The organism is Citrobacter freundii complex sp. CFNIH2, from assembly GCF_002880615.1.
Taxonomy (GTDB): domain Bacteria; phylum Pseudomonadota; class Gammaproteobacteria; order Enterobacterales; family Enterobacteriaceae; genus Citrobacter_A; species Citrobacter_A amalonaticus_F.
The window spans coordinates 4013030-4037243 of the sequence record NZ_CP025757.1 but is presented as its reverse complement, the minus strand read 5'-3'; the positions used below and the strand labels follow the sequence as shown (position 1 = coordinate 4037243).

Here is a 24214-nt window from a genome sequence, read left to right as displayed (position 1 = left end):
CTTACCTTAACGATAAGCGCGTTGCTGTTCAAGCCTTGAGCGATCAGGCGATGCCGGTGGTGACCGAAAATGTCCGGGTTTGTTGGGGTTGGATCTCAAGCAACGTGCCGTTTCGCTGGGCGGCGAGAAATCCTTCCGGACGGCAGGTGGCGGGCAGGGCGAATGCCGCGACCTGCTGATCGCCGTTATACAGGATCCAGCGGGTCACGTAGTTGAGCTCCGAACTGGCGAACCGGGTGACAAACGTGGTGCCATCCGGGGCGATCATGCAGAATTCGGGTTTATCCGTATACCTGTCCAGTTTGTCTGCAAAGAAGACGATTTCCGGATCGTAAAAGTCAGGTTCATTGAGCGCTGCCAGCGACGCTTCGCCTTGTAAGATCCGCTGATTAAACGCCAGCCACTGTTCGGTGGGTTTCACATGCGCCGGGACCGATTCGCGAAGCCGCAGCGCCTCATCCGGGATATTCTGGCTGAAGGTGGCTTGCGGTACGTACGCATAGTTCATATGGCACATGTACTGCAATGGCATCGCGACGGATGCGAGGTTAGTGACGGCCATCTGAATATCAAACAGCGCGCTCGCTTTATGCATCACCACCGCAGGCTGCGCCTGATAATGATGACCGAATCCCATCACATACTCGTAGCGTCCGGTCACACGCAGACTGTCGCCATCCAGTTCAAGCCAGGCCTCGTCCATCGCGGCACAGGCCATTTCACCGTGCAACGGGTGAGTATCTTCTGGCGACGGGCAGCCATTGGCCAGCAGTCCGGAATGGAAGGCAAAACAACCATAGGTCGCCACGACTTCCGTTGCGAGTTTCGGCTGGCGGAACATGTTGCGCATGGTCAGATCGTGACCATCAAACCGGGCATCCCAGATCATCTGCCCCATCCAGGGCAGAATCACCAGATGACCACGACTGTTCTGCACCTTTAGCCCTTCCACACCGCTGGCATAACGAAAGGCGGTGACCGTGAAATCGCTGTTCTCCAGCAGGACTTGAGGATGTTCACCAAAGAGCGTCCGCCACAGCGTGATACGTGTTGTCATAATCGTTCTCCTCAGGATGCGGTCGCTTCAGCCAGGCTGCGCACTTTGCTTTCACGCCAGAAATAGACCCCCACGTAAACGAAGCACAGCATGGAAACGAGGAACGAGAGTTGTAGCGAGTGGAACATATCCGCCACATAACCCTGAATCGCCGGGACCACGGCGGCGCCAACGATGGCCATCACGATCACCGCACCCGCCATTTCAGTATGTTCGTTATCGACCGTATCCAGCGTACCGGCATAGATAGTCGCCCAGCAAGGTCCAAAGAGAATGCTTACCAGCACCGCGACGTATACCGCACTAAAGCTCGGCGCCAGCGAAACATAGGCAAGGAACAGCGCACCGATAATGGAGTAAAGAATCAGCACTTTTTCCGGATTAAAACGGGTCATCAGGATGTTGGCGATAAACTTGCCAATAAAGAAGCAGGCAAAGCTATAAACCATGAAGTTAGAAGCATCACGCTCGTTGATATCGCCCAACTCCAGCGCCAGACGAATGGTGAATGACCACACGGCCACCTGCATCCCCACATACAAGAACTGCGCCACAATACCGCGGCGGAAACGGGCATTGCTCGCCAGATAGCGCAACGTGTCCATCGCCGACGGGCGTTTATGGTTGGCGGTTTGCGCTACTTTACAGGTCGGGAAGCGGGTCAACAGGAACAGCACCATCACCACTACCAGAACCATAATCATGTACTTATACGGCTCAAGGGTGTTTTCCAGCATCAACACTTTAAAGTTATGGATCTGCTCGGCATTCATCCCCGCCATCTGTTTTTCCAGACTGTCGCCTTCGGAAAAGACCAGATATTTACCCAGCAAAATGCCGGATGCCGCGCCAATCGGGTAGAAAGTCTGACTGATATTCAACCGTAAGGTGGCATAGGCTTTTGGACCGATCATCGAACTGTAGGTGTTCGCCGCGGTTTCCAGGAAGCTCAGACCAATGGCAATCGCGAAGATCGCCGCAAGGAACATGGTGTAGGTTGCCATGTGCGAGGCCGGGAAAAAGAGCGTACAGCCGACGATATACAGCGTCAGGCCGATTAATATCGCCACTTTATAGCTGGTCTTTTTAATCACCAGGGATGCCGGGATCGCAATTAAAAAATAACCGCCATAAAAGGCGCTCTGAACTAATGCTGAGGCAAAGTTGCTGAGTGAAAACACGCTTTTAAATTGCGTAATCAGAATATCATTTAATGCGGCTGCGCATCCCCATAACGGGAATAAACAGGATAACAAAATAAACTGGAACAGAGGGGTCTTATTCAGATACCCATCGGGCATCTGAATGATGTTTTTATCGTTCATAGTGCTACCTTTTACAGTGCAGGAGTATTATTCGTTTAGGGTAAGAAATTCATTAAATTGTTCGATACTCGGATAAGAGGATTGTGTACCTTTCCCGGTAACGCTAAACGCAGCGAAAAGGACGGCTTTCTTCATCGCGGCTTCAACATCTCCGCTCTGGACATAGTAATGGGCAAAGCAACCGATAAAAGCATCGCCTGCGCCACTGGTATCAACAGCATTAACGCGAAACGCCGGAACATGGACTTCCTGGTCACGCGTCATCCATAACGCACCTTTTTCGCCCATGGTCACAATAATATTGTTTAACCCTTTATCCACTAAGGAGCGGGCGGCGGCACGAATATGGTCATACGACTCCACCGACATGCCGGTTAATATTTCCAGCTCGGTTTCATTCGGTACAAAGAAATCACATTTACAGGCGTACGACATATCTAATTCCCGCAATGCCGGAGCGGGATTTAATAACACTTCGATGCCATGCTTTTTACCAAACTCAATAGCGTGATAAACCGTCTCCAGCTGAACTTCCAGCTGCAGGACAATAAGCTGACATTTTTTTAAATCTTCCGCTGCGCGATCGATATCTTCCGGGGAGAGGAACTTGTTCGCCCCTTTAATAATAAGAATGCTGTTACTGGAGTTCGCATTCACAAAAATCGGCGCCACGCCGCTACTGGTGCACGGGACTTTTTCGACATAGGTGGTGTTGATGCCCCAGGATTCGAGATTGCGAATCGTGTTATCCGCAAAGATATCGTCACCGACTTTGGTCAGCATCAGCACTTTCGAGTTGAGCTTCGCCGCTGCAACAGCTTGATTCGCGCCTTTTCCACCGCAGCCGATTTTGAACGCTGGCGCTTCCAGGGTTTCCCCTTCTTTAGGCATCTGATTGGTGTAGGTGATGAGATCCACCATGTTAGAGCCAATAACCGCGATATCCATTTTACTACCTCTCAGAAACAATCACACAACAATGATATTAAAATAACATTATCATGTTACTTCCGTATCATTTGTGACTACGATCGCGATTGGAAGATCATTTCACTGTTTATTTATTAGGCGCATTCTGCACAAGCGATCCCCCTCCCTCATCCATTACTCGTTACAATTAACTGAAATTAAACTAGTTATAATCAAAAAAACGCGAACAAACGCGCTTTTAATTCCTGCCTGCCGGACGTATAGTAATGCAGCAACATAATGTTCCAGCAGACACAAAAATGTTACTCATGGAACATACGCAACATGAATCGCGGAGAGGGTGAATGGAAACCAAGCAAAAAGAACGTATTCGACGTCTGATGGAACTGTTGAAGAAGACCGACCGCATCCATCTGAAAGACGCCGCGCGGATGCTGGAGGTTTCCGTAATGACCATCCGCCGGGACCTCAGTCAGGATGACGAACCGTTACCCCTGACGCTGCTCGGCGGCTATATTGTGATGGTCAGCAAGCCCGCCGCGCCCGTTAACGCGCCCCTGCCGACAAAAAAGACCCATCATCGCGACGATTTACCTGTCGCGATCCTGGCGGCCGGTCTGGTGAGCGAAAACGATCTGATCTTTTTCGATAATGGTCCGGAGATGCCGTTGGTGATCAGCATGATCCCGGACGAGATCACCTTTACCGGGATCTGCTATTCGCATCAGGTTTTTATCGCGCTCAATGAAAAACCCAACGCCACAGCAATCCTCTGTGGGGGAACCTATCGGGCGAAGAGCGATGCGTTCTACGATGCCAATAACCCGTCACCATTGGATTCACTGAATCCGCGGAAAGTCTTTATCTCCTCCAGCGGCGTACACGAGCACTTCGGCGTCAGTTGGTTTAACCCGGACGACCTTGCCACCAAGCGCAAAGCAATGGAACGCGGACTGCGTAAAATTTTACTGACGCGTTACGCCCTGTTCGATGAGGTCGCTCCCGCCAGCATTGGTCCGCTTTCCACCTTTGATGTCCTGATATGCGATCGTCCGTTACCGGCAGATTACGCCACCCACTGCCGGAACGGTTCTGTCAAAGTGATCACCCCTGATTCAGACGGCGATTAAGTTACTCAAAGAATACGGCAATTTTGTTGAACATCGTCGGGTCTGACTGGTTACGCACCACTTTCACCACATCTTCCAGCTTATCGATTTGGCTAATCATCTGCTCCAGACGCTGATCGTCGTTGACCAGTAGCCAGATGCGGCTCTGGTCGCTGCTCTGAATCGGCAGACAGAGGATGCCCTCGACGTTAAATGCACGGCGGGCGAATAGCCCGCAGACGTGGGTCATAACGCCTGGATGGTTGCGGACGGTGAGTTCCAGAATGACGTTCTCATGTGATTGTTTCTGCATGGCTTATTCCCCCACCATCTCAGTATTTGCCGCGCCTGGCGGTACCATTGGATACACTTTTTCTTCCGCATCAATGCGGACATGGATCAGCGCCGGTCCCGGCCGACTGATGATCTCCTGCAGGGCCGCCTGCGGGTCCGCTTCATTATTCAGATCGCAGGTATGCAAACCAAACCCGGCGGCAATCTGCATAAAGTTGATGGTTCCCGGATACGTCGCAGCAAAAACGCCCTGCTTGTAGAACAGACTCTGCTGCTGATGCACCAGCCCCAGCGCTTCGTTATTCATCAGGATGATTTTCACATCCAGCTGGTTTTCGCTGGCGGTCGCCATCTCCTGAATGTTCATCATCAGACTGCCGTCGCCGGAGAAACACAGCACTTTCTTATCCGGGTTCGCCAGCGCCGCGCCAATTGCCGCCGGCAGACCAAATCCCATCGTGCCCAGCCCGCCTGAGGTCAGCCACTGGCGAGGACGGTTCAGCGGATAAGCCTGCGCCGCCCACATCTGATGCTGGCCCACGTCAGTCGTAATAATCGCGTTATCGTCCACACAGGCCGCCACCGCATTGATCAGGCCGTAGTGACACAGCGGGTCGCGTTCTTGCGGGATGGCGCACGGGAACTCACGTTGCAAATCGCTGACCAACTGGTGCCAGTCTGCGCGCGGGTTCGCGTCAATTTGCGGAATCAACTGGGTCAGCACGTCATCCACATCAGCCTGAATAGCGATGTGCGGCTGCTTGATTTTGCCCAGTTCCGCGCGGTCGATATCGACGTGGATGATTTTGGCATTCGGGCAGAACTGCTCGGTTTTGCCTATCGCCCGGTCATCAAAACGCGCGCCCAGCACGATCAGCAGATCCGCCTCTTGCAGGATGAAGTTGGTGCTGCGCGCACCGTGCATCCCTAACATGCCTAACGACAACGGATGCGCCTTCGGCAGCATTCCCAGCGCCATCAACGTCATGGTGGTGGGCAACTGCGCCTTTTCCGCCAGTTCACGCACCCGCTGCGGCGCATTAATCACCCCGCCGCCGAGGTACAGCACCGGGCGCTGTGCAGCGTTAATCATTGCGGCAGCTTCACGAATGCTGTCTGCGCTGAATTCCGGCGTCGCCATTTTCTGTGCCGGTTCTGGCATCTCGTCAATCTCGAGAATCGCCATCTGGATATCCTTAGGTATGTCTATCCACACCGGGCCAGGACGTCCGGACTGAGCAAGACGAAATGCGTCGCTCATCACCTGCGGGAGTTCATCGATATGTCTGACCAGATAGTTATGTTTTGTGATGGGGATAGAGATGCCGTAGGTGTCCACTTCCTGGAAGGCGTCGGTGCCGATCATGGAGGCCGGAACCTGCCCGGTGATACACACCATAGGGATAGAATCCAGGCGCGCATCGGCGATAGCGGTCACCAGATTGGTCGCACCCGGCCCGCTACAGGCCATGCACACCGCCGGTTTGCCGTCGGTTCGCGCCATGCCCTGCGCAATGAACCCCGCACCCTGCTCGTGGCGCGCCAGAATATGGCGGATTTGCGTGCTCTGACTTAAGGCATCATAGACGGGGAGAATCGATCCGCCCGGGATCCCAGTGACAATCTTAATGCCCTGACGTTCCAGAAAATGAACGATGAATTCAGCGCCCGTAAAACGCATACGCTGGGGTGTTGATGTTGTGCCCGAACTTGCCATGCTCCAGTCCTTTTGTTCTGGGCCGACGCTCCGGGCAGGTCTCTTAAACGAAAAACCCCGCCCGGTTTGCGCCGGCGGGGTTTTGGAATCGTGTGTTGTTCCGGACCCTACGGCGCATTGCCGACGACCACCACCACACGCACGACGACCGCTGCGCGAGATGGCGCAGTGTTTAGTAGGGTCGACGTCAGCATGGAAGGGTTCATTAGGGACCTTGTCTGTTTAATGATTAACAGGATTTATACAAGCACAGCTTTCATAAGCTGACAACGGAAAAATTTTCATCTGCGTAAAAATGCGCCGACGATCACGTTTTGCCAGGAAAAAACGCCCAAAACAAAAAACCCCGCCGGAGCGAGGTTTTTTCAGCGTTATGCGGTTGGTTGCCGCAAAGCACACTGTGTTATGTCAACAGCAAAAGTATACGCGTTCTACGAAGAACACGCAATTTCGGCACGGATTTTGACGCTTTTGAGTATGGATCAGAAGTTAGGTACTGTCCACAAATACCTGTTCATTCATACAGTATTTATCTATAATATCTCCGTACGCAATGTGTTAGGTGGGGCCGCATCGTAAACCGGCGCAACAAAGTCCTGGCTGAAACGGGTGGTGCCGTCAGCGCCTTAACCCCCCGGTGAGCACACTGTGTTATGTCAACGAAGGTGCTGGTAACAGGCGGCGGAAAGGTACGTCAGCACCGTGCTCCTTTGCCAAAAGGAGACGCGTATGAGCCTCGTGGATATCGCTATTCTTATCCTGAAACTCATCGTTGCAGCCATGCAACTGCTTGATGCTGTTCTGAAATACCTGAAATAATTCAGATTCAAGTCGCACCAAAGGGGAGCGGGCAACCGCTCCCCTTTTACATCGCAGATGCTTGTGTGGCGATGATATGTTACGTTTTTATGACATTCCCTGATGACGCCTGAGCTATGACCCTTTCCGTTTTCTGCATTTTGCTGTTCGCCGCACTGCTGCACGCCAGCTGGAACGCCATTGTGAAAGCCGGAAACGACAAGCTCTACGCCGCCATCAGCGTCAGCGGTTCCGCCGCCATTATGGCGCTCCTGTGCCTGCCCTTTGCGCCACACCCCTCAACCGCCAGCATCCCGTTTTTAGCGGCCTCGACCGCATTACAGGTGGTCTACACCGTACTGGTTGCCAGAACGTATACCGTTTCCGATATGAGTCAGACCTACCCGCTGATGCGCGGGACAGCGCCGCTGCTGGTGGCCGTCATCAGCGTACTGTTTCTTGGCGACAGCCTGTCCGCAGTGGCATGGACGGGTATCGCGGTGATCTGCGCCGCCATCCTCGGCATGGCCTTTAACGGCCGGGCTCGTTCGCAGCAAGGTATTGTGCTCGCCCTGATTAACGCCTGTTTCATTGCCGGGTATACGCTGGTCGACGGCACTGGCGTCAGGCTCTCGGAAACCGCACTGGGGTACACGCTCTGGACCTTCTTTTTGAACGGATCCTGCCTGCTGGGATGGGCGATGATGGCCCGTCGCCGTGAGGCATTGCGCTATTTGACGCAGCACTGGAAGAAGGGGATTTTTGGCGGCATTGCTACCATGGGTTCCTACGGACTGGCGCTCTGGGCAATGACTCTCGCGCCGCTGGCGGTCGTCGCTGCACTGCGTGAAACCTCAATCCTGTTCGGTGCGCTGATTGCCTGGCTGCTGCTGAAGGAACGAGTGGCGGGGTTGCGCCTGGTGGCTGCTGGCGGGATTGCCGCTGGCGCCATTCTGTTACGCCTGTCCTAGAACACACACTCGGCAACATTTGTTGCCGCTTTTTGTTTACATATCCTGCCGTTCAGTCCCTTTCCATTCCCGCTCACCATCTGGCCTTCTTTTTTCAGTGTGGTAGATTTCACTCGCATTTATGGGAATGCGCAGCACCTTATTCTTATTTTTTCTCTTTTTGAAAAGTATTCAGCGAAATGAAAAGGCAGAGAAACGTCAATTTGTTGTTGATGTTGGTATTACTTGTGGCTGTGGGTCAGATGGCGCAAACCATTTATATCCCTGCCATTGCCGACATGGCACGCGAGCTAAACGTTCGCGAAGGGGCCGTGCAAAGCGTGATGGCAGCCTATCTGCTGACCTATGGCGTATCGCAACTGTTTTATGGCCCGCTTTCTGACCGCGTCGGACGCCGCCCGGTGATCCTCGTCGGGATGTCGATTTTCATGCTTGCCACGCTGGTCGCGATGACGACTCACAGCCTGACGGTGCTAATCACCGCCAGTGCATTGCAAGGAATGGGGACCGGCGTCGGCGGGGTAATGGCACGAACCTTACCGCGCGATCTGTACGAAGGCACACAGCTGCGCCACGCCAACAGCATGCTGAATATGGGCATCCTGGTCAGTCCGCTACTGGCTCCGCTGATTGGCGGGCTGCTGGATACGATGTGGAACTGGCGCGCCTGTTACGTTTTCCTGCTCGTGCTCTGTGCGGGCGTCACCTTCAGCATGGCGCGCTGGATGCCGGAAACGCGTCCTACCGGCGCGCCGCGCACGCGGCTGATTGCCAGCTATAAAACTTTGTTTGGTCACAGCGCGTTTAACTGCTACCTGCTGATGTTGATTGGCGGACTGGCGGGCATCGCGGTGTTCGAAGCGTGTTCCGGCGTGCTGATGGGCGCGGTGTTAGGGCTGAGCAGTATGGTGGTGAGCATCCTGTTTATCCTGCCGATCCCGGCGGCGTTTTTCGGCGCATGGTTTGCCGGTCGCCCGAATAAGCGCTTCTCCACGCTGATGTGGCAGTCGGTGGTGAGTTGTCTGCTGGCGGGGCTGATGATGTGGATCCCCGGCTGGTTTGGCGTGATGAACGTCTGGACGCTGCTGATCCCCGCCGCGCTGTTCTTCTTCGGCGCCGGGATGCTGTTCCCGCTGGCAACCAGCGGTGCAATGGAGCCATTCCCGTTCCTCGCCGGTACGGCAGGCGCGCTGGTCGGCGGTCTGCAAAACATCGGCTCCGGCGTACTGGCATGGCTTTCTGCGATGCTACCGCAAACCGGGCAGGGCAGTCTCGGCCTGTTGATGACGCTTATGGGGCTGCTGATTTTACTGTGCTGGCTGCCGCTGGCGGCGCGTTTTTCACACCAGGGGCAGGCGATTTAATGACCGTGTGGCCGGGCGTTTCGCAGTCCGGCGTAATCATCGCCATTAACAGCGGCTCGGGCGCGGGCCGCCACGCCCCCTCTTCCCCATCGTAGAACTGCGTATCGGCGTTGATTGCATAGGGAATTTTCGCTTTCTTCAATTCGCAGGCCATAAACGTGGCAAAGGCAAGCTGTGAAGAGGATGGGGGGGTCTTACTGGTTTCTCCCGTGGCCCAACCGCCAACCCAGCTGACATGTCCGCTTTTTTGTTGCCAGTGCACGGCGGTAGCGATGCGCGCGCGAATCGCCGCTTTCTCTGTCGCCGTCCCCGACGTCCAGGGGTATTTACCGTTATTTTTCACCGGTCCCCACGGGAAGATATGCCATTCCGCCAGGACATAGTTCTGGCTCTGCGGCGGCAGTCGCAGATTCTGCAGATCTTCCGGCGCGGCGCGCAGACGCGGCGCGACAAAAATCATCCGTTGCGAATCGATGGCATGGATAGTGCGAATGGTTTTGTCATACACCCGGTTCAGGGCGGTCAGATTATGATTCAGCTTACCGGCTGGTTCGTAAATCAGATCAAACCCCAGCAGCGGCGCGCTGTGAGCAAAATAGTGCGCCACCGCGACCCACCAGTTGGTCACCTCTTTTTCGTTGCTCGCACTGGGATCATTTTTATACTCATCGGCCTGGTAGGCGATAATCGGAATGACGCCATACTGCTCGCAAGCTTCCACCAGCTTGCGCAGATGAATAAGCCGCGCCTCGGTGGGTTCTCCCGCCACCCGAATGCGTACATGGGTAATCCCTTTCGCGTGGAAGTCCCGCACCACCAGCGGGTCAAACTCCCGGATGCCTTGTTCGGTACGCGCCCAGTCGACGTCCATCCCCACACCGAGCTGCTGCGCATAATGTGTCGCCGTCAGCGGCGGTTGCGCCGCCCCCAGAGCGAAACTGACCAACACGAAGAGCGAGACGAGCGGTTTAATCACGATGACCCTCAGTAATGTTGCAGGCGCACTATCACGTATTTAGCACGCTTTTTGCGTTATCGTGTAGCAGTTTCGCTTTGGGAAAACGACTTCGCCTGCTCACGCAGCCAGCTGATAAAGGCTTCAATTTTCGGCCATTGCCTGCCGGGTAGCGTCGTCATGTAGTAATGCTGGTGACAGGTCAACGCCATCTCGCCAAACGGGGCGACCAGCTCACCGCTTTCGAGTCGCTTCTGTACCAGCCGTTTGCGTCCCATCGCCACGCCGATATGGTTCATGGCGGCAATCACCGCTAAATCGGAACGATCGAAGCCAATTCCGGACGATGTCGGCAAATTCACTGCAAAATGTTGCGCCCAGCTATGCCATTCATCGGTTCCTGAATCATTGCTCCAGGCCTGACGGTCATGCAACAGCGTGCAATGCGGCAAATTCACCAGCGAACCCATTAAATCAAAGCGCCGGGCATAATCCGGGCTACAAACGGGGAGAATCGCTTCGTCCATCAAGAAATGGTGTTCCAGTTGGGCCGACGGCGCATCGTCAAAGTAGAGCGCCAGATCGACCCCGGCGCGCTGCAGGTTTACGTTGTCGTTGCCGGTTAAGATCGTGAGCGAGATTGATGGATAGCGGCGGGTGAAGTCACCCAGCGCGGGCACCAGCCAGCATTGCGCGATAGACGGGCGAGAATAGACGGTCAACGTCCCGGAGAGTTCCTGATTTTTGATATCGAGGATCTCCTGGTTCAGCGTATCCAGCGACGATTTCAGCGCCCAGAACACCCGCTTACCTTCATGGGTAAGCTCCACTTTGCGGTGCGAACGCACGAAAAGCTGGATCCCCAACTCTTCTTCCAGTTGGTTAATGCGGTGGCTGATGGCGCTGGGACTCAGCGACAGTTCGTCTGCGGCCATCGCAAACGACTGATGCCGCGCGGCCACTTCAAACGTGTACAGTTTGGATAATTGCCAGCCGTTGAGGAGATGGTTTCTGACTTCGCGAAGGGGTTCCATGGATACCTCGGTGACTTCAGCTTCAGTCCGGCGAAGTGTAAAAAAAACCGCAGAAAAAAACAGCACAAAGATGAATGAGAGTGAACCATATCGCAAAATTGCGTGAATATTCGATGTAAATCACCTCTTTGATTCAATCTGATTCATGTGAGTGAGGATTTATATCGTTTGTCAGCCCACGCCGAATTTTTGTCCAATAAGGACAGGTTAATCACAGGGCAAGGTGAGATATGCACTCTCAAATCTGGGTTGTGAGCACGCTGCTAATTAGCATTGTGTTAATTGTATTGACCATCGTGAAATTCAAATTCCACCCGTTCCTGGCACTGCTGCTCGCCAGTTTCTTTGTGGGAGCCATGATGGGCATGGGGCCGCTGGATATGGTCAACGCCATTGAGAGCGGGATTGGCGGAACGCTGGGCTTTCTCGCCGCCGTCATCGGTCTGGGTACGATTCTCGGCAAAATGATGGAGGTTTCCGGCGCGGCAGAACGTATCGGCTTAACGCTCCAGCGCTGTCGCTGGCTCTCTGCTGACGTCATTATGGTGCTGGTGGGGCTGATTTGCGGGATCACGCTGTTCGTTGAAGTTGGCGTGGTGCTGTTAATTCCGCTGGCGTTCTCCATCGCGAAAAAAACCAACACCTCGCTGCTGAAACTGGCCATCCCGTTGTGTACCGCGCTGATGGCCGTTCACTGCGTCGTACCACCGCACCCGGCAGCGCTGTTTGTCGCCAATAAACTGGGCGCGGATATTGGTTCGGTGATCGTCTACGGCCTGTTGGTTGGCCTGATGGCATCGCTGATCGGCGGCCCGCTGTTCCTGAAATTTCTCGGCAATCGCCTGCCGTTCAAACCGGTTCCTGCTGAGTTTGCAGACCTCAAGGTTCGCGAAGAAAGCACGCTGCCGTCACTGGGCGCAACGCTGTTTACCGTCCTGCTGCCGATTGGTTTGATGCTGGTGAAAACCGTGGCTGAACTGAACATGACCAAAGGCAGCACGCTGTACACTCTGCTGGAATTTATCGGTAACCCGATCACCGCGATGTTTATCGCCGTCTTCGTGGCGTATTACATTCTCGGTCTGCGCCAGCATATCGGTATGAGCGCACTGCTCACCCATACCGAAAACGGTTTTGGTTCTATCGCCAACATTCTGCTGATTATCGGGGCGGGCGGGGCGTTCAACGCCATCCTCAAGAGCAGCGGTCTGGCAGACACGCTGGCGGTGATCCTCTCCAACATGGATATGCACCCGATTCTGCTGGCCTGGCTGGTGGCGCTGATTCTGCACGCGGCGGTCGGTTCAGCCACCGTCGCGATGATGGGTGCCACGGCGATTGTCGCGCCGATGCTGCCGCTTTATCCCAACGTCAGTCCGGAGATTATCGCCATTGCCATCGGTTCCGGCGCTATTGGCTGCACAATCGTTACCGACTCCCTCTTCTGGCTGGTTAAGCAGTACTGCGGCGCCACCCTGAATGAGACGTTCAAATACTATACGACCGCGACATTTATCGCCTCGGTCATTGCACTGGCTTGCACATTCCTGCTTTCCTTTATCATCTAAGCGCAAAGAGACGTCCTATGGAAAACATACAAAAACTCATCGCCCAGTATCCGTTGGTGGAGGATCTGGTGGCTCTGCGAGAAACGACCTGGTTCAACCCGGGAACCACCTCTCTGGCGGAAGGTTTACCTTATGTAGGGCTGACGGAACAAGACGTTAAGGGCGCCCACGCCCGTCTGGCACGCTTTGCGCCGTATCTGGCCAAAGCCTTCCCGGAAACCGCTGCGACCGGGGGGATTATTGAATCTGAAGTCGTCGCCATTCAGGCCATGCAGCAGCGCCTGGAAAAACAGTATGGCCAGAAAATCAGTGGCGAAATCCTGCTGAAAAAAGACAGCCATCTGCCGATTTCCGGCTCAATTAAAGCGCGCGGCGGCATTTATGAAGTGCTGACGCACGCCGAAAAACTGGCGCGGGACGCCGGGATGCTGACCCCCGAAGAGGATTACAGCGTTCTGCTTTCTCCGGAGTTCAAAGCGTTCTTTAGTCAGTACAGTATCGCGGTGGGTTCAACCGGCAACCTGGGGCTGTCTATCGGCATTATGAGCGCCCGCATTGGCTTTAACGTCACGGTGCATATGTCTGCGGATGCCCGTGCGTGGAAGAAAGCCAAACTGCGCAGCCACGGCGTCACGGTTGTTGAATACGAAGATGATTACGGCGTGGCGGTTGAACAGGGCCGTAAGGCGGCGGAGTCCGATCCGAACTGCTTCTTTATCGATGATGAAAACTCCCGCACGCTGTTTTTAGGCTATGCGGTTGCGGGCCAGCGTCTGAAAGCGCAATTCGAACAGCAAGGTCGCGTGGTAGATGCCAATCACCCGTTATTTGTTTACCTGCCGTGCGGCGTGGGGGTGGCCCTGGCGGGGTGGCGTTTGGTCTGAAACTGGCATTTGGCGATAACGTGCACTGCTTCTTCGCTGAACCGACTCATTCGCCTTGCATGCTGCTGGGTGTGTATACCGGTCTGCATGATGCGATCTCCGTGCAGGAAATCGGTATTGATAACCTGACGGCGGCAGACGGCCTGGCGGTAGGGCGGGCATCGGGCTTTGTCGGCAGAGCGATGGAACGCCTGCTCGATGGGTTGTATACCCTCAGCGATCAGTCCATGTATGACATGCTGGGCTGGCTGGCGCAGGAAGAGAACATTCGTCTGGAACCGTCGGCGCTGGCGGGAATGGCCGGACCTCAGCGTGTTTGTGCATCCACTGACTATCAGCAAATGCAGGGTATTAGCGCTGAGCAGCTCAATAATGCAACGCACCTGGTCTGGGCGACGGGCGGCGGCATGGTACCAGAAGCAGAAATGGCGCAATACCTGGCGAAAGGGCGCTAACGCCCGGCACGCAGCATCGCCATCAGCTCTGCCGGTGAGCGATGCTGCCTGATCAGATCGCGCATCACGCGCATGTGAGGCGCGGTATGACGGATAAAGTCGCTGTATCCGGCGCACAGCATGCTTTTCCCACTCTCATCCCGATGCTTAGGGCAATCACCATGACAAAAGCGCAGCAGCGAACAGGTCTGGCACGCTGCGCTTAACGTGGACCTTTTCAGCTCCCCAAAAGCTATCGCCTGCGGACTGGCATTGAGCGCCTTCAGCGGAGTGTGATGAATATTGCCCAGCCGGTATTGCGGATAAACATAATGATCGCACTGGTACAAATCACCATTGGCCTCCAGCGCGAAAGCATGACCACAGTCCTGACTTAGCGCGCACATCTGCGACGGATAGCCGCACCACACGCCCAGGGTCGAGTCAAAGAGCTGAATATACACACGGCCAATATCTTCCCGTACCCAGATATCAAATACCGAGTTAAGAAACTGCCCCCACGCCTGTGGCTCGACCGATTCCGCCGTCAACCTGCCGTGCTCATCCTGCTCAACGAGCGGAATAAACTGTAAGAAAGGCGTCCCAAGCTGGCGAAGATAGTGATACATCCGCTCCGGCTGGCTGCTGTTAAGGCGATTCACCACCACCAGCAGATTGAATTCCACGCGGTATTCGACCAGTTTTTGCAGCGCAATCATCACTTTTTGATGGGTCGGATTGCCGCGACGACTAACGCGAAAGGCATCATGCAAATCGGCGGGACCGTCCAGTGAAAGCCCCACCAGCCAGTTATTGTCGTGCAGAAAACGGCACCATGCGTCATTGAGCAAAATGCCGTTGGTCTGAAAAGCGTTCTGGATCTGCTTCCCCGCGCCGAACTGCTTTTGTAACTCCACCACGCGCTGGAAAAAATCCAGACCGCAGAGTGTCGGTTCTCCTCCCTGCCAGGCAAACAGAACATCTGGCCCTGGCTGTGCGGTAATGTGCTGCTGAATAAACGTCGATAACGTGGTGTCATCCATCACCGGGTGGGCGGGTTTATCAATGTAAAAGCAGTAACGACAATCCAGGTTACAACGTGAACTGGCCGGCTTGGCCATGACCTGACATCCTGTCATGCTAAATTCCCGAGAAATACGATAAGTTGGCGAACGTGCGTTACAGCAAACAGTATTGCGAGAGATAACACCGCGAGGGAGATCATAAATTTGTCACGAACCGCGCGCGATTGGGCAAAATCAAGATGCGAGACATCCATCAGATTACGCTTGCGCGTATAACGCCAGAGGATTACAGCCACGATAGCCAGCACCGCGATAGAGACCCAGAACAAGAATCCCGCCTGATGCCAGTGATGTTTTATCGCCAGCGCCATTAGCGCACCGTAGCCCAGCAGCGTGCGAAACCATGCCAGCGACGTGCGCTCCGGCTGCAGTCCCGGATCGGCCAGGCGACGGGCCTTACGGCTATCCGGCATACAGCACCAGCGCCATGACCACAATCGCCACAATGGTCAATATCAGACTGATGATCAGCAGGCTACGGGTATAAGGTAAATCCTCTTTCAGCCGCATCGCCTTTTCATTGCGCAGCCAGCGCAGATAACCGTAAATCGCCAGGCCGCCGGCGAACAAACAGAGCAGCAGCGCCAACAGCTCGCGGATCACCGGCGTGGCGAAGTCCGGCGCCAGTTGGTCAAGCCCAACGCCGGCGGCCAGGAAACCCAGCGCGGTGCGGATCCACGCCAGAAAGGTACGCTCGTTTGCCAGTGAGAAGCGGTAATCCGGGGCTTCTCCGAGGCGGGAAATCTTCATTTAACCCCCTACTGAATGCGCAACAATGTGCATGAAATAACCGCAATATTACCTGAGCACCTGGATAAATAGCATTAATAAACTCTGCAAATCAGGTCGATGCATGAAGCGTTTGCGAAACCTGTTTCATTTTTTCCGTAGTCAACCGGTAGAAGCATTTGGCGATTAACGCACAGCACAGATAACAAAGTCCCGGCGCAACCGTAAACAAGGTGATGATGGTCTTCAGCGTTTCCGGCAACTGCGCATCGGCTCCCGCCTGATAGCCGCCCATAGCGAGCATCCAGCCAATAATCGCCCCCCCGACCGCCAGCCCCATTTTCAGCACAAACAACGTTCCCGCGAAGCTAATTCCCGTCAGTCGTTTCCCGCTGACCATTTCACCATAATCGACGGTGTCTGCCATCATGACCCACTTTATCGGCGTCATTATCTGATGCAGCACACCAATGATGAAAATCAGGCAAAACATCACCATCATTTTATCCATCGGCACAAAGTACATTGAAAAACTCAGCGCCATTAAAATAAAATTACAGCAAATAAAGACCGTCACTTTACAGAAGCGAACGCTTAACGGTTTTGCCAGCGCACTGCCGACGATATTTCCGACACAATATGTTGAGAGAAATATCGAAAACACTTTTGGCGACTCCATAATCCAGGTGACATAATACATCATCACCCCACCACGAACTGAAGTTCCAATAATAGCGAAAACGGTCAAAACCCCCACCACTCGCCACTGATCGTTTTTCCAGATATCCTTTAAATCGCTCATCATACCTTTAAAGCCACTGCTAATTGGCGGTGAAACAACGCGCTCTTTGGTGGTGAAAAAACAAAAATAAAACATCAAAACAGCAATAATAGAAAGCAGTGTGATACTGGCCTGAAAACCTAATTTTTTATCCTCTCCACCCAACCCGTTCACCAGACTCATCATCAATGCGGTGGATAACATGCCGCCCGCCGTCGCAAGGACAAACCGCCACGACTGCAAAGACATACGCTGTTGCGAATCGCCAGTGATAACCCCACCCAACGCGCAATAGGGGATATTGACGATGGTATACATCAGCGTAAGCGCGATATAGGTCACCGTGGCATAAATCATTTTTCCATATAGCGATAAATCCGGAACCGTATAAGTAAGAACACAACTAATACCAAAAGGAATAGACGCCCACAGCAGCCACGGGCGAAATTTTCCCCAGCGCGTGCGGGTACGGTCTGCAAGCAATCCCATACAAGGGTCAGATATTGCATCAAGTATTCGCGTAACTAAAAACATACTGCCAATAAACGCCGCAGGCAAACCAGCAATATCGGTATAAAAAAACATGAGATACAACATAACATTATCAAAGACAATATGACTTGCTGCGTCACCAAGGCCATAGCCAATCTTTTCCCTGACACTCAAAACTTGACTATTCATATTATTCCAGATAGTGGTGAGATTGTGTCCCTATAGTAGATTTAATGAAGTCAGACGCTGAATTATGATTTTTCACTTAATAGTTATGTTTATTTTCATATGTGATATCTCTCACAACCTCGCATTCCTCCTCTAAGACAATATGTTCAGTAACATATAAATAAAAACAATACATTCACAGCCAATATTAAAAAGATAATTTTTACGGAAATTCATTACTAACACCAATAAATCGATGAAACACCGATAACTGGATGATATAAGCCACCCGACAGGAGAAAAAATGAAAGCGATAATGGTAATGTATGATTCATTAAACCGACATTGCTTAACCCCTTATAATTCCCACTGGACTCAGACGCCTAACTTTACCCGCCTGGCGAATAAATGCGTGGTATTCGATAAAAGCTATGTCGGAAGCCTGCCCTGTATGCCAGCCAGACGTGAACTGCACACCGGACGTTATAATTTTTTGCATCGCGGTTGGGGGCCACTGGAGCCCTTTGATGACTCCTGTTTTGAAATTATGAAAAAGAATGGCATACACAGCCATTTAATCAGCGACCATTACCACTACTGGGAAGATGGCGGCTGTACCTATCATAACCGCTATGCCACATGGGAAATCGTCAGGGGTCAGGAAGGCGATCGCTGGGAGCCGGATATCATAAAACGTGAGTTCCCGATTCACCTTGGGCAAATGATGTCGCAGGACTTATCCAACCGCGAAAAAATCCTGCAACAGGATAAATTTCCCATTGAGAAAACCTTCGATCTTGGTCTGGAATTTATCGAAAAATACCACACGCAGGACAACTGGTTTCTGCAAATTGAGACCTTCGATCCTCACGAGCCTTTTTTCCATCGTCGGCAAAAAGAGAAAGCGGCTGGGCCTCTTTTTGACTGGCCACACTATGCGCAGGTGTCCGATGAGGAACGTCCATGGGTGGATAATCTTCGTCAGGAATATAGCGGTTTGCTGGATATGTGCGATACGGGTCTTGGCCGCGTGCTCGACATGATGGACAAATACGATCTCTGGCAAGACACCCTGCTGATCGTCAACACTGACCACGGCTATTTACTCAGCGAACACGACTGGTGGGCAAAAGCCAACGATGCCAACTTTTATGAGGAGGTCTCCCATACACCGCTGTTTATTTACGACCCACGGAGTAAAAAAACCGGCAGGAATCGCCAGTTAGTGCAGACCATCGATTTAGCCCCGACACTGTTAGATTTTTTTAATCAGGCCATCCCGCCGGATATGCAGGGGAAACCATTAGGAGAAACCATTGCCCATGATACCCCTGTACGCAAAACAGCGTTGTTTGGTGTCTATGGCGCGCAGATCAGTTGCACGGACGGCACCTGGGTTTATACGCATGCGCCGACGCGCGAAAATCGTCCGTTGAATCACTACACGTTGATGCCCACGCATATGCGCCATCCTTTTACCCCGCAGGAACTCCAGCATACGGAAATGGTGGAATCGTTCAGTTTCACCAAAGGATGTCGGTTGATGAAGATTGCTGACATCGGCCTCGGTATGGTGCCTTTAACGCATCACTGGCAGAGCGTGCTGTTCAACGTCACTGACGATCCCCGGCAAACCACGCCGCTCCATAATCCCACAGTCGTCGCACGCATGAAGCTAGAAATAGTTCGTCTGATGAGGGAAAACGATGCGCCACAAGAACAATACGAACGCCTGGGTTTACCCCTCCCACACAAGGATGAACCGAAATGAAAGCCATCATGGTGATGTTTGACTCACTTTGCCGCCGCATGCTGTCACCCTACGGTGCAACGGATGTACACACGCCTGGTTTCCAGCGTCTGGCTGAACATAGCCTGCGTTTCGATCAGTGCTGGATTGGTTCGATGCCCTGCATGCCCGCCCGTCGGGATCTGCATACCGGGCGCTATAATTTCCTGCATCGCGCATGGGGACCGCTTGAACCTTTCGATGACTCCTTGCCAGAGATTCTGAAAAATAACGGCATTTATAGTCACCTGATTACCGACCATTACCACTACTGGCAGGATGGCGGCGCAACCTATCACAATCGCTACGCCTCAGCAGAATTTATCCGCGGTCAGGAAGTCGATGAATACAAACCCGCCATCACCACGCCCGAGTTTCCCGATAACTACGATCCCTCACTCTCCGGTTGGCGCAAAGAACTGGAAAAACGTGACTTCGTTAACCGTTCCTACATGGATAGCGAAGAAAAAATGTGTACCCCGCAGGTCTTTGCGCTGGCAGAAGCATTTTTAGAAAAACACCATGCCGAGGACAACTGGTTTTTACATCTGGAAGCCTTCGACCCCCACGAGCCTTATTTTTCTTCACCAGAATGTCAGGCGTTATATCCAGAAAACTATGATGGTCCCCATTTCGACTGGCCCTTCTATCGACAGGTTGAGGAGAGTCCGGACAGTATTGAACATTGTAAAAACCGCGCCCGCGCGCTGTTTTCACTGTGCGATAAATACCTGAATCGTCTGCTGGATGTGATGGATAAGCATAATTTGTGGGAGGACACGCTGCTGATCGTAAATACCGATCACGGCTTTATGTTTGGCGAACATAACTGGTGGGCGAAAAACAACCCGCCGAGTTATTGTGAAATCGCACACATCCCGCTTTTTATCTGGGATCCTCGCAGTCAGCGAAAAAATGAGAGCCGTCAGGGACTGGCATCCATGATCGACATGGCGCCCACCCTACTGAATTTCTTTAACCTTGCACCTACCAAAGAGATGGATGGCAAAGACCTGTGCCCAGTAATCAAAGACGATCACCCAATCCATGACTCACTGATTTTTGGTTACTTTGGCAAAGAGGTGAATATCACCGATGGTCGTTACGTCTATATGCGCGGCAGCAAACATGATCAGCAGGTACACGAATACACGCTGATGCCCTGCTACATGAATTACCGTATGTCGCCGGAGTTGCTGGCTACCGCAACGTTTGTACCACCGACGAAAAGTTTCCCGTTCGCTAAAAACTGCCCATTATTGAAAATCCCGCAGCGTTCGCAAGGGCTAGAAGAGAATTTACTGTTTGATTTACAGGAAGACTATCACCAAATCTATCCGCGGCAGGATCCACAGACCGAGGCGCGACTGGCGCAACAAATGAAAAACTGGCTGGTTAAAAATCAGGCGCCAGAGGAACAATTCATCCGCCTGAATCTATAACCGTTATCGTTAGCGTAACCCCTTGTTGACAGCATCTCATGGATGCCGTCAACAAAACCGAAACTAGCCCAGCCCCCAGAAAATCACCGCCAGCAGTTGAGGCGTGATAATACGCAGGAACATCACCAACGGATATACCGTCGCATACGACAGTGCCGCCGCGCCGCTGGTGGCATGCAGGTTGTTAGCAAACGCCAGCGCAGGCGGATCGGTCATCGAACCGGCCAGCATCCCGCACAGCGTCAGGTAGTTCATTTTGGCAAAAATACGCGCCAGTAAACCGACGGTGATAAGCGGGATAGCAGTAATAAAAATACCGTAGCCCACCCAGCTCAGACCATCGCCCTGAGTCAGCGTATTGATAAAGTCACCACCCGATTTCAGCCCCACCACGGCCAGAAACAGCACAATCCCCAGTTCACGCAGCGCCAGGTTCGCGCTTGGCGGCATAAACCAGTACAGCTTACCAATGCTGCCGATACGCCCCAGAATCAGCGCCATAATCAGCGGCCCACCCGCCAGTCCCAGCTTTAACGCCACCGGAAAGCCGGGAACAAAGAGCGGAATGGACCCCAGCAGCACCCCCAGACCGATGCCAATAAACACCGGTAGCATCTGCACCTGCTGCAGTTTTTGCTGGGCATTACCCACAACATTGGCAACGGCATCAATCGAAGCGGGTCGTCCCACCAGATTAAGGATGTCACCAAATTGCAGACTGGCATCGCTGCTGGCCACCAGTTCAACGCCCGCACGGTTCAGTCGAGAAATCACAACGTCGTAACGCTCTTTAAAGTGCAAATCGCGGATGCGTTTGCCGAGCACTTTTTCGTTGGTGACCACGACGCGTTCGACGCGCAAATCGGTGCCCCGGGTCGACAGTGAGGTATCCACCTCCTGACCTATCACCAGTCGTGCGTTATGCAGATCGCCCGGCTGCCCGACCAGGTGCAGCAAATCACCCAGTTGAATCACCGTTCCCGGCGACGGCACCATCAGCGTCTCTTCACGCTTCAGTCGTGAGCAGATGATTTTATCGCTGTTGAGGATTGGCACATCCTTAATCGCCATATTGTTGAGGTTTGGGTTCTCAACGCGAATATTGATGGTCTGAATCAGCGAATGCCCGTTGGTGAGCGTCGATTCATGCTGTTGCGCTTCCGCTTCCACATTGACGCGAAATATCATGCGCATCAGCCACATGGTCAGCAAAATACCGCAAATCCCAAACGGATACGCCATCGCGTAGCTCATCCCCATCTGATCCACCAGCTCCATTGGCGTACCCAGATCGCGCAGGATTTGTTGTCCGGCCCCCAGCGCCGGAGTATTGGTGACCGCACCGGAGAAAATCCCCAGCACCACCGGCAGCGGAATAGCAAACACTTTATGCAAGATGGCGGTGACCAGTCCGCCGATGATGACGATCAGAATCGCAAACAGATTGAGACGCAGGCCAGAAACCCGCAGCGAGGCGAAGAACCCAGGCCCCACCTGAATCCCAATGGTGTAGACGAACAGAATCAGGCCAAATTCCTGGATGAAGTGCAGCATATCGCCGCTCAGCGTCACCCCTGCCTGATCAACGAAGTGGCCGACGATAATGCCGCCGAACAACACGCCGCCGATGCCAAAGCCGACACCCCGCACCTTGATATTGCCGATCCATAATCCGACAACCGCCACCAACGCCAGAACGCTGACCGTCAATGCTATATCACTCATTTTTTATTCCCTGTGAATAACATTTCTATTTACGTGGATTATGACTGAACCGTTCAGGCATATATGCAAGATGGCGCACATTCTGGTGCTGAAACGACGCTAAAACGCCCTCATGATGGGCGTCTCTTCCCCTTTTTCTTCATCGTAACCTGAAGTTGCTGAATGCTTTCTTCTGGTAAGGGCATCATTCCCCAAAACCCGGTGTTGTCTTCGCGCACAAAAAAGCCCCGTCATTTCTGGCGGGGCAAAGGCAAGGAGCTAAATTAGCTATTTAATGCGGGACGTTCGCTGATGGCGATACGTTGCGGAGCAACTGTTTCCGGGACATTACGGGTCAAATCGATATGCAACAACCCGTTGGTAAACGTCGCGCCGGAAACCTCCATGTTTTCAGCCAGGGTAAAACTCAGGCTGAACGACTGGGTGACCAGCCCCTGATGCAACCATTTGGTCTCTTTTTCAGTCTGCTGCGGTGCGCCTTTTACGGTCAGGCGGGTGCCTTCCAGTTGAATATCCAGATCTTCCTGACGGAACCCCGCCAACGCAAGCGTAATGCGATAGTGGTTATCGTCACTTTTTTCAATGTTATAGGGTGGGAAGCTCTGGCTTTCACCGGTGTTTTGTAACGCGTTGGCCAGTTTGTCAAAACCGATCCATTGACGCAGCAGCGGGGATAAATCGTAGTTACGCATAATCATTCTCCTTCTAAGAAGCGAGTTTTCACTAAACCCTGCAACGTAAATGTTTTAGGGCATAGTCGTACCTGCAAATCCGTGGATTCGCATAGGCCCCTGTCGGCGAGCCCGGGATAACAGGCCGCGCAACGCGGCCCGACAGAATTAATTGATTTCGATACGGCGCGGTTTGTTCGCTTCCGGAATCACGCGCTCAAGATCGATGTACAGCAGACCATTGACCAGATTCGCGCCGCGAACATGGATGTTCTCAGCTAACTGGAACTTACGCTCAAAGTTGCGCTCCGCGATACCCTGGTAAAGGTAGGTCCGTTCTTTTTGCTCGTCCGCATGTGCGCCTTTCACCACCAGCAGGTTGTCCTGTGCGGTAATTTCCAGCTCGCTCTCTGCGAATCCGGCAACGGCGATGGCAATGCGGTAATGGTTTTCGTCTACCAGCTCAACGTTATACGGAGGGTAGCCGCCATTACTCTGGCTCTGATTGCTTTCCAGCAGGTTAAACAGGCGGTCAAAACCAATAGCAGAACGGTACAGCGGGGATAAATCAAAGTTACGCATAATCAATAGCTCCTGAAATCAGCGAGAAGTTAAATGACCTTCCATCATGGACAGGCCCGGTAGTCAGAACACCCATCAGGCGTGCTCTTCATTTGCCTACACCATCAAAATGGGTTTGATTACGCACTTTTCAAGCACTCGTGGCTGACTTTTTTTTGCAGTTTGCTGTCCATTGCATAGACTGGGAGGGGAAAGCACTAAACGTTAAAGTGCGATAGCCGCCACAGTGCGACGTGATGAGGATGTTATTTCTGGCAAGGGATCGCTATAACTCATCATGCAAACACCGATGATCAACAGATGAATAAAT

Annotated in this window: 22 protein-coding genes, 1 pseudogene and 1 other annotated feature; of the genes and pseudogenes, 8 read left to right on the top strand and 15 right to left on the bottom strand. The window is 53.1% G+C overall.

Annotated features, from left to right (window positions below):
• Nucleotides 1–43 precede the first annotated feature (43 nt).
• From WM46_RS19830 to rbsK, 3 genes are read right to left on the bottom strand one after another with little or no spacing between them, the layout of a single operon-like run.
• The gene (locus WM46_RS19830; protein WP_102603102.1) at nt 44–1057 is read right to left on the bottom strand and encodes an aldose 1-epimerase family protein; all 1014 of its coding nucleotides are present in this window, start codon (nt 1055–1057) and stop codon (nt 44–46) included.
• Nucleotides 1058–1068: 11 nt separating this feature from the next.
• A complete protein-coding gene (gene fucP / locus WM46_RS19825) occupies nt 1069–2382 on the bottom strand; it encodes an L-fucose:H+ symporter permease (protein ID WP_042998706.1) in 1314 nt (437 codons plus the stop codon).
• 27 nt (nt 2383–2409) lie between these two features.
• Complete coding sequence (rbsK, locus tag WM46_RS19820; protein WP_061075847.1) at nt 2410–3330, bottom strand: ribokinase; 921 nt, start codon at nt 3328–3330, stop codon at nt 2410–2412.
• 326 nt (nt 3331–3656) lie between these two features.
• Between rbsK and WM46_RS19815 the strand changes: the two genes are divergently transcribed.
• Nucleotides 3657–4442 (top strand): DeoR family transcriptional regulator, encoded by a 786-nt coding sequence (locus tag WM46_RS19815; RefSeq protein ID WP_102603101.1) that lies wholly within the window; start codon nt 3657–3659, stop codon nt 4440–4442.
• 1 nt (nt 4443) lies between these two features.
• Here the strand turns inward: WM46_RS19815 and ilvN are convergent, their stop codons facing one another.
• From ilvN to ivbL, 3 genes are all read right to left on the bottom strand, one after another.
• Entirely contained in the window at nt 4444–4734 is a 291-nt protein-coding gene (gene ilvN / locus WM46_RS19810; RefSeq protein WP_042998709.1) for an acetolactate synthase small subunit, read from the bottom strand.
• Between the two features lie 3 nt (nt 4735–4737).
• Nucleotides 4738–6432, bottom strand: a complete 1695-nt coding sequence (gene ilvB, locus WM46_RS19805; protein ID WP_102603100.1) for an acetolactate synthase large subunit — start codon at nt 6430–6432, stop codon at nt 4738–4740.
• A 107-nt stretch (nt 6433–6539) separates the two neighbouring features.
• A complete protein-coding gene (ivbL, locus tag WM46_RS19800; protein WP_061075844.1) occupies nt 6540–6638 on the bottom strand; it encodes an ilvB operon leader peptide IvbL in 99 nt (32 codons plus the stop codon).
• A 523-nt stretch (nt 6639–7161) separates the two neighbouring features.
• Here ivbL and tisB point away from each other — a divergent pair.
• The 3 genes from tisB to emrD all read left to right on the top strand — a co-directional run bounded on the left by tisB (nt 7162) and on the right by emrD (nt 9565).
• Nucleotides 7162–7251 carry a type I toxin-antitoxin system toxin TisB gene (tisB, locus tag WM46_RS19790; protein WP_042323479.1) on the top strand — a complete coding sequence of 30 codons (90 nt, stop codon included), beginning with the start codon at nt 7162–7164 and terminating at the stop codon, nt 7249–7251.
• A gap of 116 nt (nt 7252–7367) precedes the next feature.
• A complete protein-coding gene (locus WM46_RS19785; protein WP_102603099.1) occupies nt 7368–8201 on the top strand; it encodes a DMT family transporter in 834 nt (277 codons plus the stop codon).
• 179 nt (nt 8202–8380) lie between these two features.
• Complete coding sequence (emrD, locus tag WM46_RS19780) at nt 8381–9565, top strand: multidrug efflux MFS transporter EmrD (RefSeq protein WP_102603098.1); 1185 nt, start codon at nt 8381–8383, stop codon at nt 9563–9565.
• On the opposite strand, the gene WM46_RS19775 is transcribed toward emrD, so the two are convergent.
• Both WM46_RS19775 and dsdC read right to left on the bottom strand, forming a co-directional pair.
• Nucleotides 9492–10541: a cellulase family glycosylhydrolase gene (locus WM46_RS19775; protein ID WP_102603097.1), complete on the bottom strand. Its 1050-nt coding sequence runs from the start codon at nt 10539–10541 to the stop codon at nt 9492–9494. The two genes, emrD and WM46_RS19775, sit on opposite strands and share 74 nt — an antisense overlap.
• A 56-nt stretch (nt 10542–10597) precedes the next feature.
• Nucleotides 10598–11554, bottom strand: a complete 957-nt coding sequence (gene dsdC, locus WM46_RS19770; protein ID WP_061075840.1) for a DNA-binding transcriptional regulator DsdC — start codon at nt 11552–11554, stop codon at nt 10598–10600.
• Nucleotides 11555–11784: 230 nt separating this feature from the next.
• Between dsdC and dsdX the strand changes: the two genes are divergently transcribed.
• Together dsdX and dsdA are read left to right on the top strand one after the other, a co-directional pair.
• Complete coding sequence (dsdX, locus tag WM46_RS19765; protein ID WP_061075839.1) at nt 11785–13122, top strand: D-serine transporter DsdX; 1338 nt, start codon at nt 11785–11787, stop codon at nt 13120–13122.
• A 17-nt stretch (nt 13123–13139) separates the two neighbouring features.
• Nucleotides 13140–14461, top strand: a pseudogene (gene dsdA, locus WM46_RS19760) (D-serine ammonia-lyase).
• On the opposite strand, the gene WM46_RS19755 reads toward dsdA, so the two are convergent.
• From WM46_RS19755 to WM46_RS19740, 4 genes are all read right to left on the bottom strand, one after another.
• Nucleotides 14458–15579, bottom strand: coding sequence for an anaerobic sulfatase maturase (locus WM46_RS19755; RefSeq protein ID WP_187394404.1), 1122 nt, complete (start codon nt 15577–15579; stop codon nt 14458–14460). The pseudogene dsdA and the gene WM46_RS19755 sit on opposite strands and share 4 nt — an antisense overlap.
• Nucleotides 15576–15938 (bottom strand): DUF202 domain-containing protein, encoded by a 363-nt coding sequence (locus WM46_RS19750; RefSeq protein WP_102603095.1) that lies wholly within the window; start codon nt 15936–15938, stop codon nt 15576–15578. The genes WM46_RS19755 and WM46_RS19750 overlap by 4 nt, the downstream gene beginning before the upstream one ends.
• Nucleotides 15928–16275 (bottom strand): YidH family protein, encoded by a 348-nt coding sequence (locus WM46_RS19745; RefSeq protein ID WP_042998720.1) that lies wholly within the window; start codon nt 16273–16275, stop codon nt 15928–15930. The genes WM46_RS19750 and WM46_RS19745 overlap by 11 nt, the downstream gene beginning before the upstream one ends.
• A gap of 91 nt (nt 16276–16366) precedes the next feature.
• Entirely contained in the window at nt 16367–17716 is a 1350-nt protein-coding gene (locus WM46_RS19740) for a glycoside-pentoside-hexuronide (GPH):cation symporter (protein WP_102603094.1), read from the bottom strand.
• Between the two features lie 283 nt (nt 17717–17999).
• Between WM46_RS19740 and WM46_RS19735 the strand changes: the two genes are divergently transcribed.
• Nucleotides 18000–19466 carry a sulfatase gene (locus WM46_RS19735; protein ID WP_102603093.1) on the top strand — a complete coding sequence of 489 codons (1467 nt, stop codon included), beginning with the start codon at nt 18000–18002 and terminating at the stop codon, nt 19464–19466.
• A complete protein-coding gene (locus WM46_RS19730) occupies nt 19463–20926 on the top strand; it encodes a sulfatase (protein WP_102603092.1) in 1464 nt (487 codons plus the stop codon). The genes WM46_RS19735 and WM46_RS19730 overlap by 4 nt, the downstream gene beginning before the upstream one ends.
• 63 nt (nt 20927–20989) lie before the next feature.
• Here the strand turns inward: WM46_RS19730 and WM46_RS19725 are convergent, their stop codons facing one another.
• The 3 genes from WM46_RS19725 to ibpA form a co-directional block, all read right to left on the bottom strand.
• Nucleotides 20990–22651, bottom strand: coding sequence for a putative transporter (locus WM46_RS19725; protein ID WP_102603091.1), 1662 nt, complete (start codon nt 22649–22651; stop codon nt 20990–20992).
• A 263-nt stretch (nt 22652–22914) separates the two neighbouring features.
• Nucleotides 22915–23343, bottom strand: coding sequence for a small heat shock chaperone IbpB (gene ibpB, locus WM46_RS19720; protein ID WP_102603090.1), 429 nt, complete (start codon nt 23341–23343; stop codon nt 22915–22917).
• 147 nt (nt 23344–23490) lie between these two features.
• A complete protein-coding gene (ibpA, locus tag WM46_RS19715) occupies nt 23491–23904 on the bottom strand; it encodes a small heat shock chaperone IbpA (RefSeq protein ID WP_042998723.1) in 414 nt (137 codons plus the stop codon).
• Nucleotides 23898–23972 (bottom strand) — a sequence feature (ROSE (Repression Of Heat Shock gene Expression) occurs in the 5'-region of heat shock genes and acts as an RNA thermometer to modulate expression.). It overlaps the preceding gene by 7 nt.
• Nucleotides 23973–24214 lie beyond the last annotated feature (242 nt).

What these genes read in the sequence shown, in the direction of transcription:
- WM46_RS19830 (WP_102603102.1), bottom strand. Translation starts at nt 1,057, where the DNA reads ATGACAACACGTATCACGCTGTGGCGGACGCTCTTTGGTGAACATCCT.
- fucP (WP_042998706.1), bottom strand. Translation starts at nt 2,382, where the DNA reads ATGAACGATAAAAACATCATTCAGATGCCCGATGGGTATCTGAATAAG.
- rbsK (WP_061075847.1), bottom strand. Translation starts at nt 3,330, where the DNA reads ATGGATATCGCGGTTATTGGCTCTAACATGGTGGATCTCATCACCTAC.
- WM46_RS19815 (WP_102603101.1), top strand. Translation starts at nt 3,657, where the DNA reads ATGGAAACCAAGCAAAAAGAACGTATTCGACGTCTGATGGAACTGTTG.
- ilvN (WP_042998709.1), bottom strand. Translation starts at nt 4,734, where the DNA reads ATGCAGAAACAATCACATGAGAACGTCATTCTGGAACTCACCGTCCGC.
- ilvB (WP_102603100.1), bottom strand. Translation starts at nt 6,432, where the DNA reads ATGGCAAGTTCGGGCACAACATCAACACCCCAGCGTATGCGTTTTACG.
- ivbL (WP_061075844.1), bottom strand. Translation starts at nt 6,638, where the DNA reads ATGAACCCTTCCATGCTGACGTCGACCCTACTAAACACTGCGCCATCT.
- tisB (WP_042323479.1), top strand. Translation starts at nt 7,162, where the DNA reads ATGAGCCTCGTGGATATCGCTATTCTTATCCTGAAACTCATCGTTGCA.
- WM46_RS19785 (WP_102603099.1), top strand. Translation starts at nt 7,368, where the DNA reads ATGACCCTTTCCGTTTTCTGCATTTTGCTGTTCGCCGCACTGCTGCAC.
- emrD (WP_102603098.1), top strand. Translation starts at nt 8,381, where the DNA reads ATGAAAAGGCAGAGAAACGTCAATTTGTTGTTGATGTTGGTATTACTT.
- dsdC (WP_061075840.1), bottom strand. Translation starts at nt 11,554, where the DNA reads ATGGAACCCCTTCGCGAAGTCAGAAACCATCTCCTCAACGGCTGGCAA.
- dsdX (WP_061075839.1), top strand. Translation starts at nt 11,785, where the DNA reads ATGCACTCTCAAATCTGGGTTGTGAGCACGCTGCTAATTAGCATTGTG.
- WM46_RS19755 (WP_187394404.1), bottom strand. Translation starts at nt 15,579, where the DNA reads ATGACAGGATGTCAGGTCATGGCCAAGCCGGCCAGTTCACGTTGTAAC.
- WM46_RS19750 (WP_102603095.1), bottom strand. Translation starts at nt 15,938, where the DNA reads ATGCCGGATAGCCGTAAGGCCCGTCGCCTGGCCGATCCGGGACTGCAG.
- WM46_RS19745 (WP_042998720.1), bottom strand. Translation starts at nt 16,275, where the DNA reads ATGAAGATTTCCCGCCTCGGAGAAGCCCCGGATTACCGCTTCTCACTG.
- WM46_RS19740 (WP_102603094.1), bottom strand. Translation starts at nt 17,716, where the DNA reads ATGAATAGTCAAGTTTTGAGTGTCAGGGAAAAGATTGGCTATGGCCTT.
- WM46_RS19735 (WP_102603093.1), top strand. Translation starts at nt 18,000, where the DNA reads ATGAAAGCGATAATGGTAATGTATGATTCATTAAACCGACATTGCTTA.
- WM46_RS19730 (WP_102603092.1), top strand. Translation starts at nt 19,463, where the DNA reads ATGAAAGCCATCATGGTGATGTTTGACTCACTTTGCCGCCGCATGCTG.
- WM46_RS19725 (WP_102603091.1), bottom strand. Translation starts at nt 22,651, where the DNA reads ATGAGTGATATAGCATTGACGGTCAGCGTTCTGGCGTTGGTGGCGGTT.
- ibpB (WP_102603090.1), bottom strand. Translation starts at nt 23,343, where the DNA reads ATGCGTAACTACGATTTATCCCCGCTGCTGCGTCAATGGATCGGTTTT.
- ibpA (WP_042998723.1), bottom strand. Translation starts at nt 23,904, where the DNA reads ATGCGTAACTTTGATTTATCCCCGCTGTACCGTTCTGCTATTGGTTTT.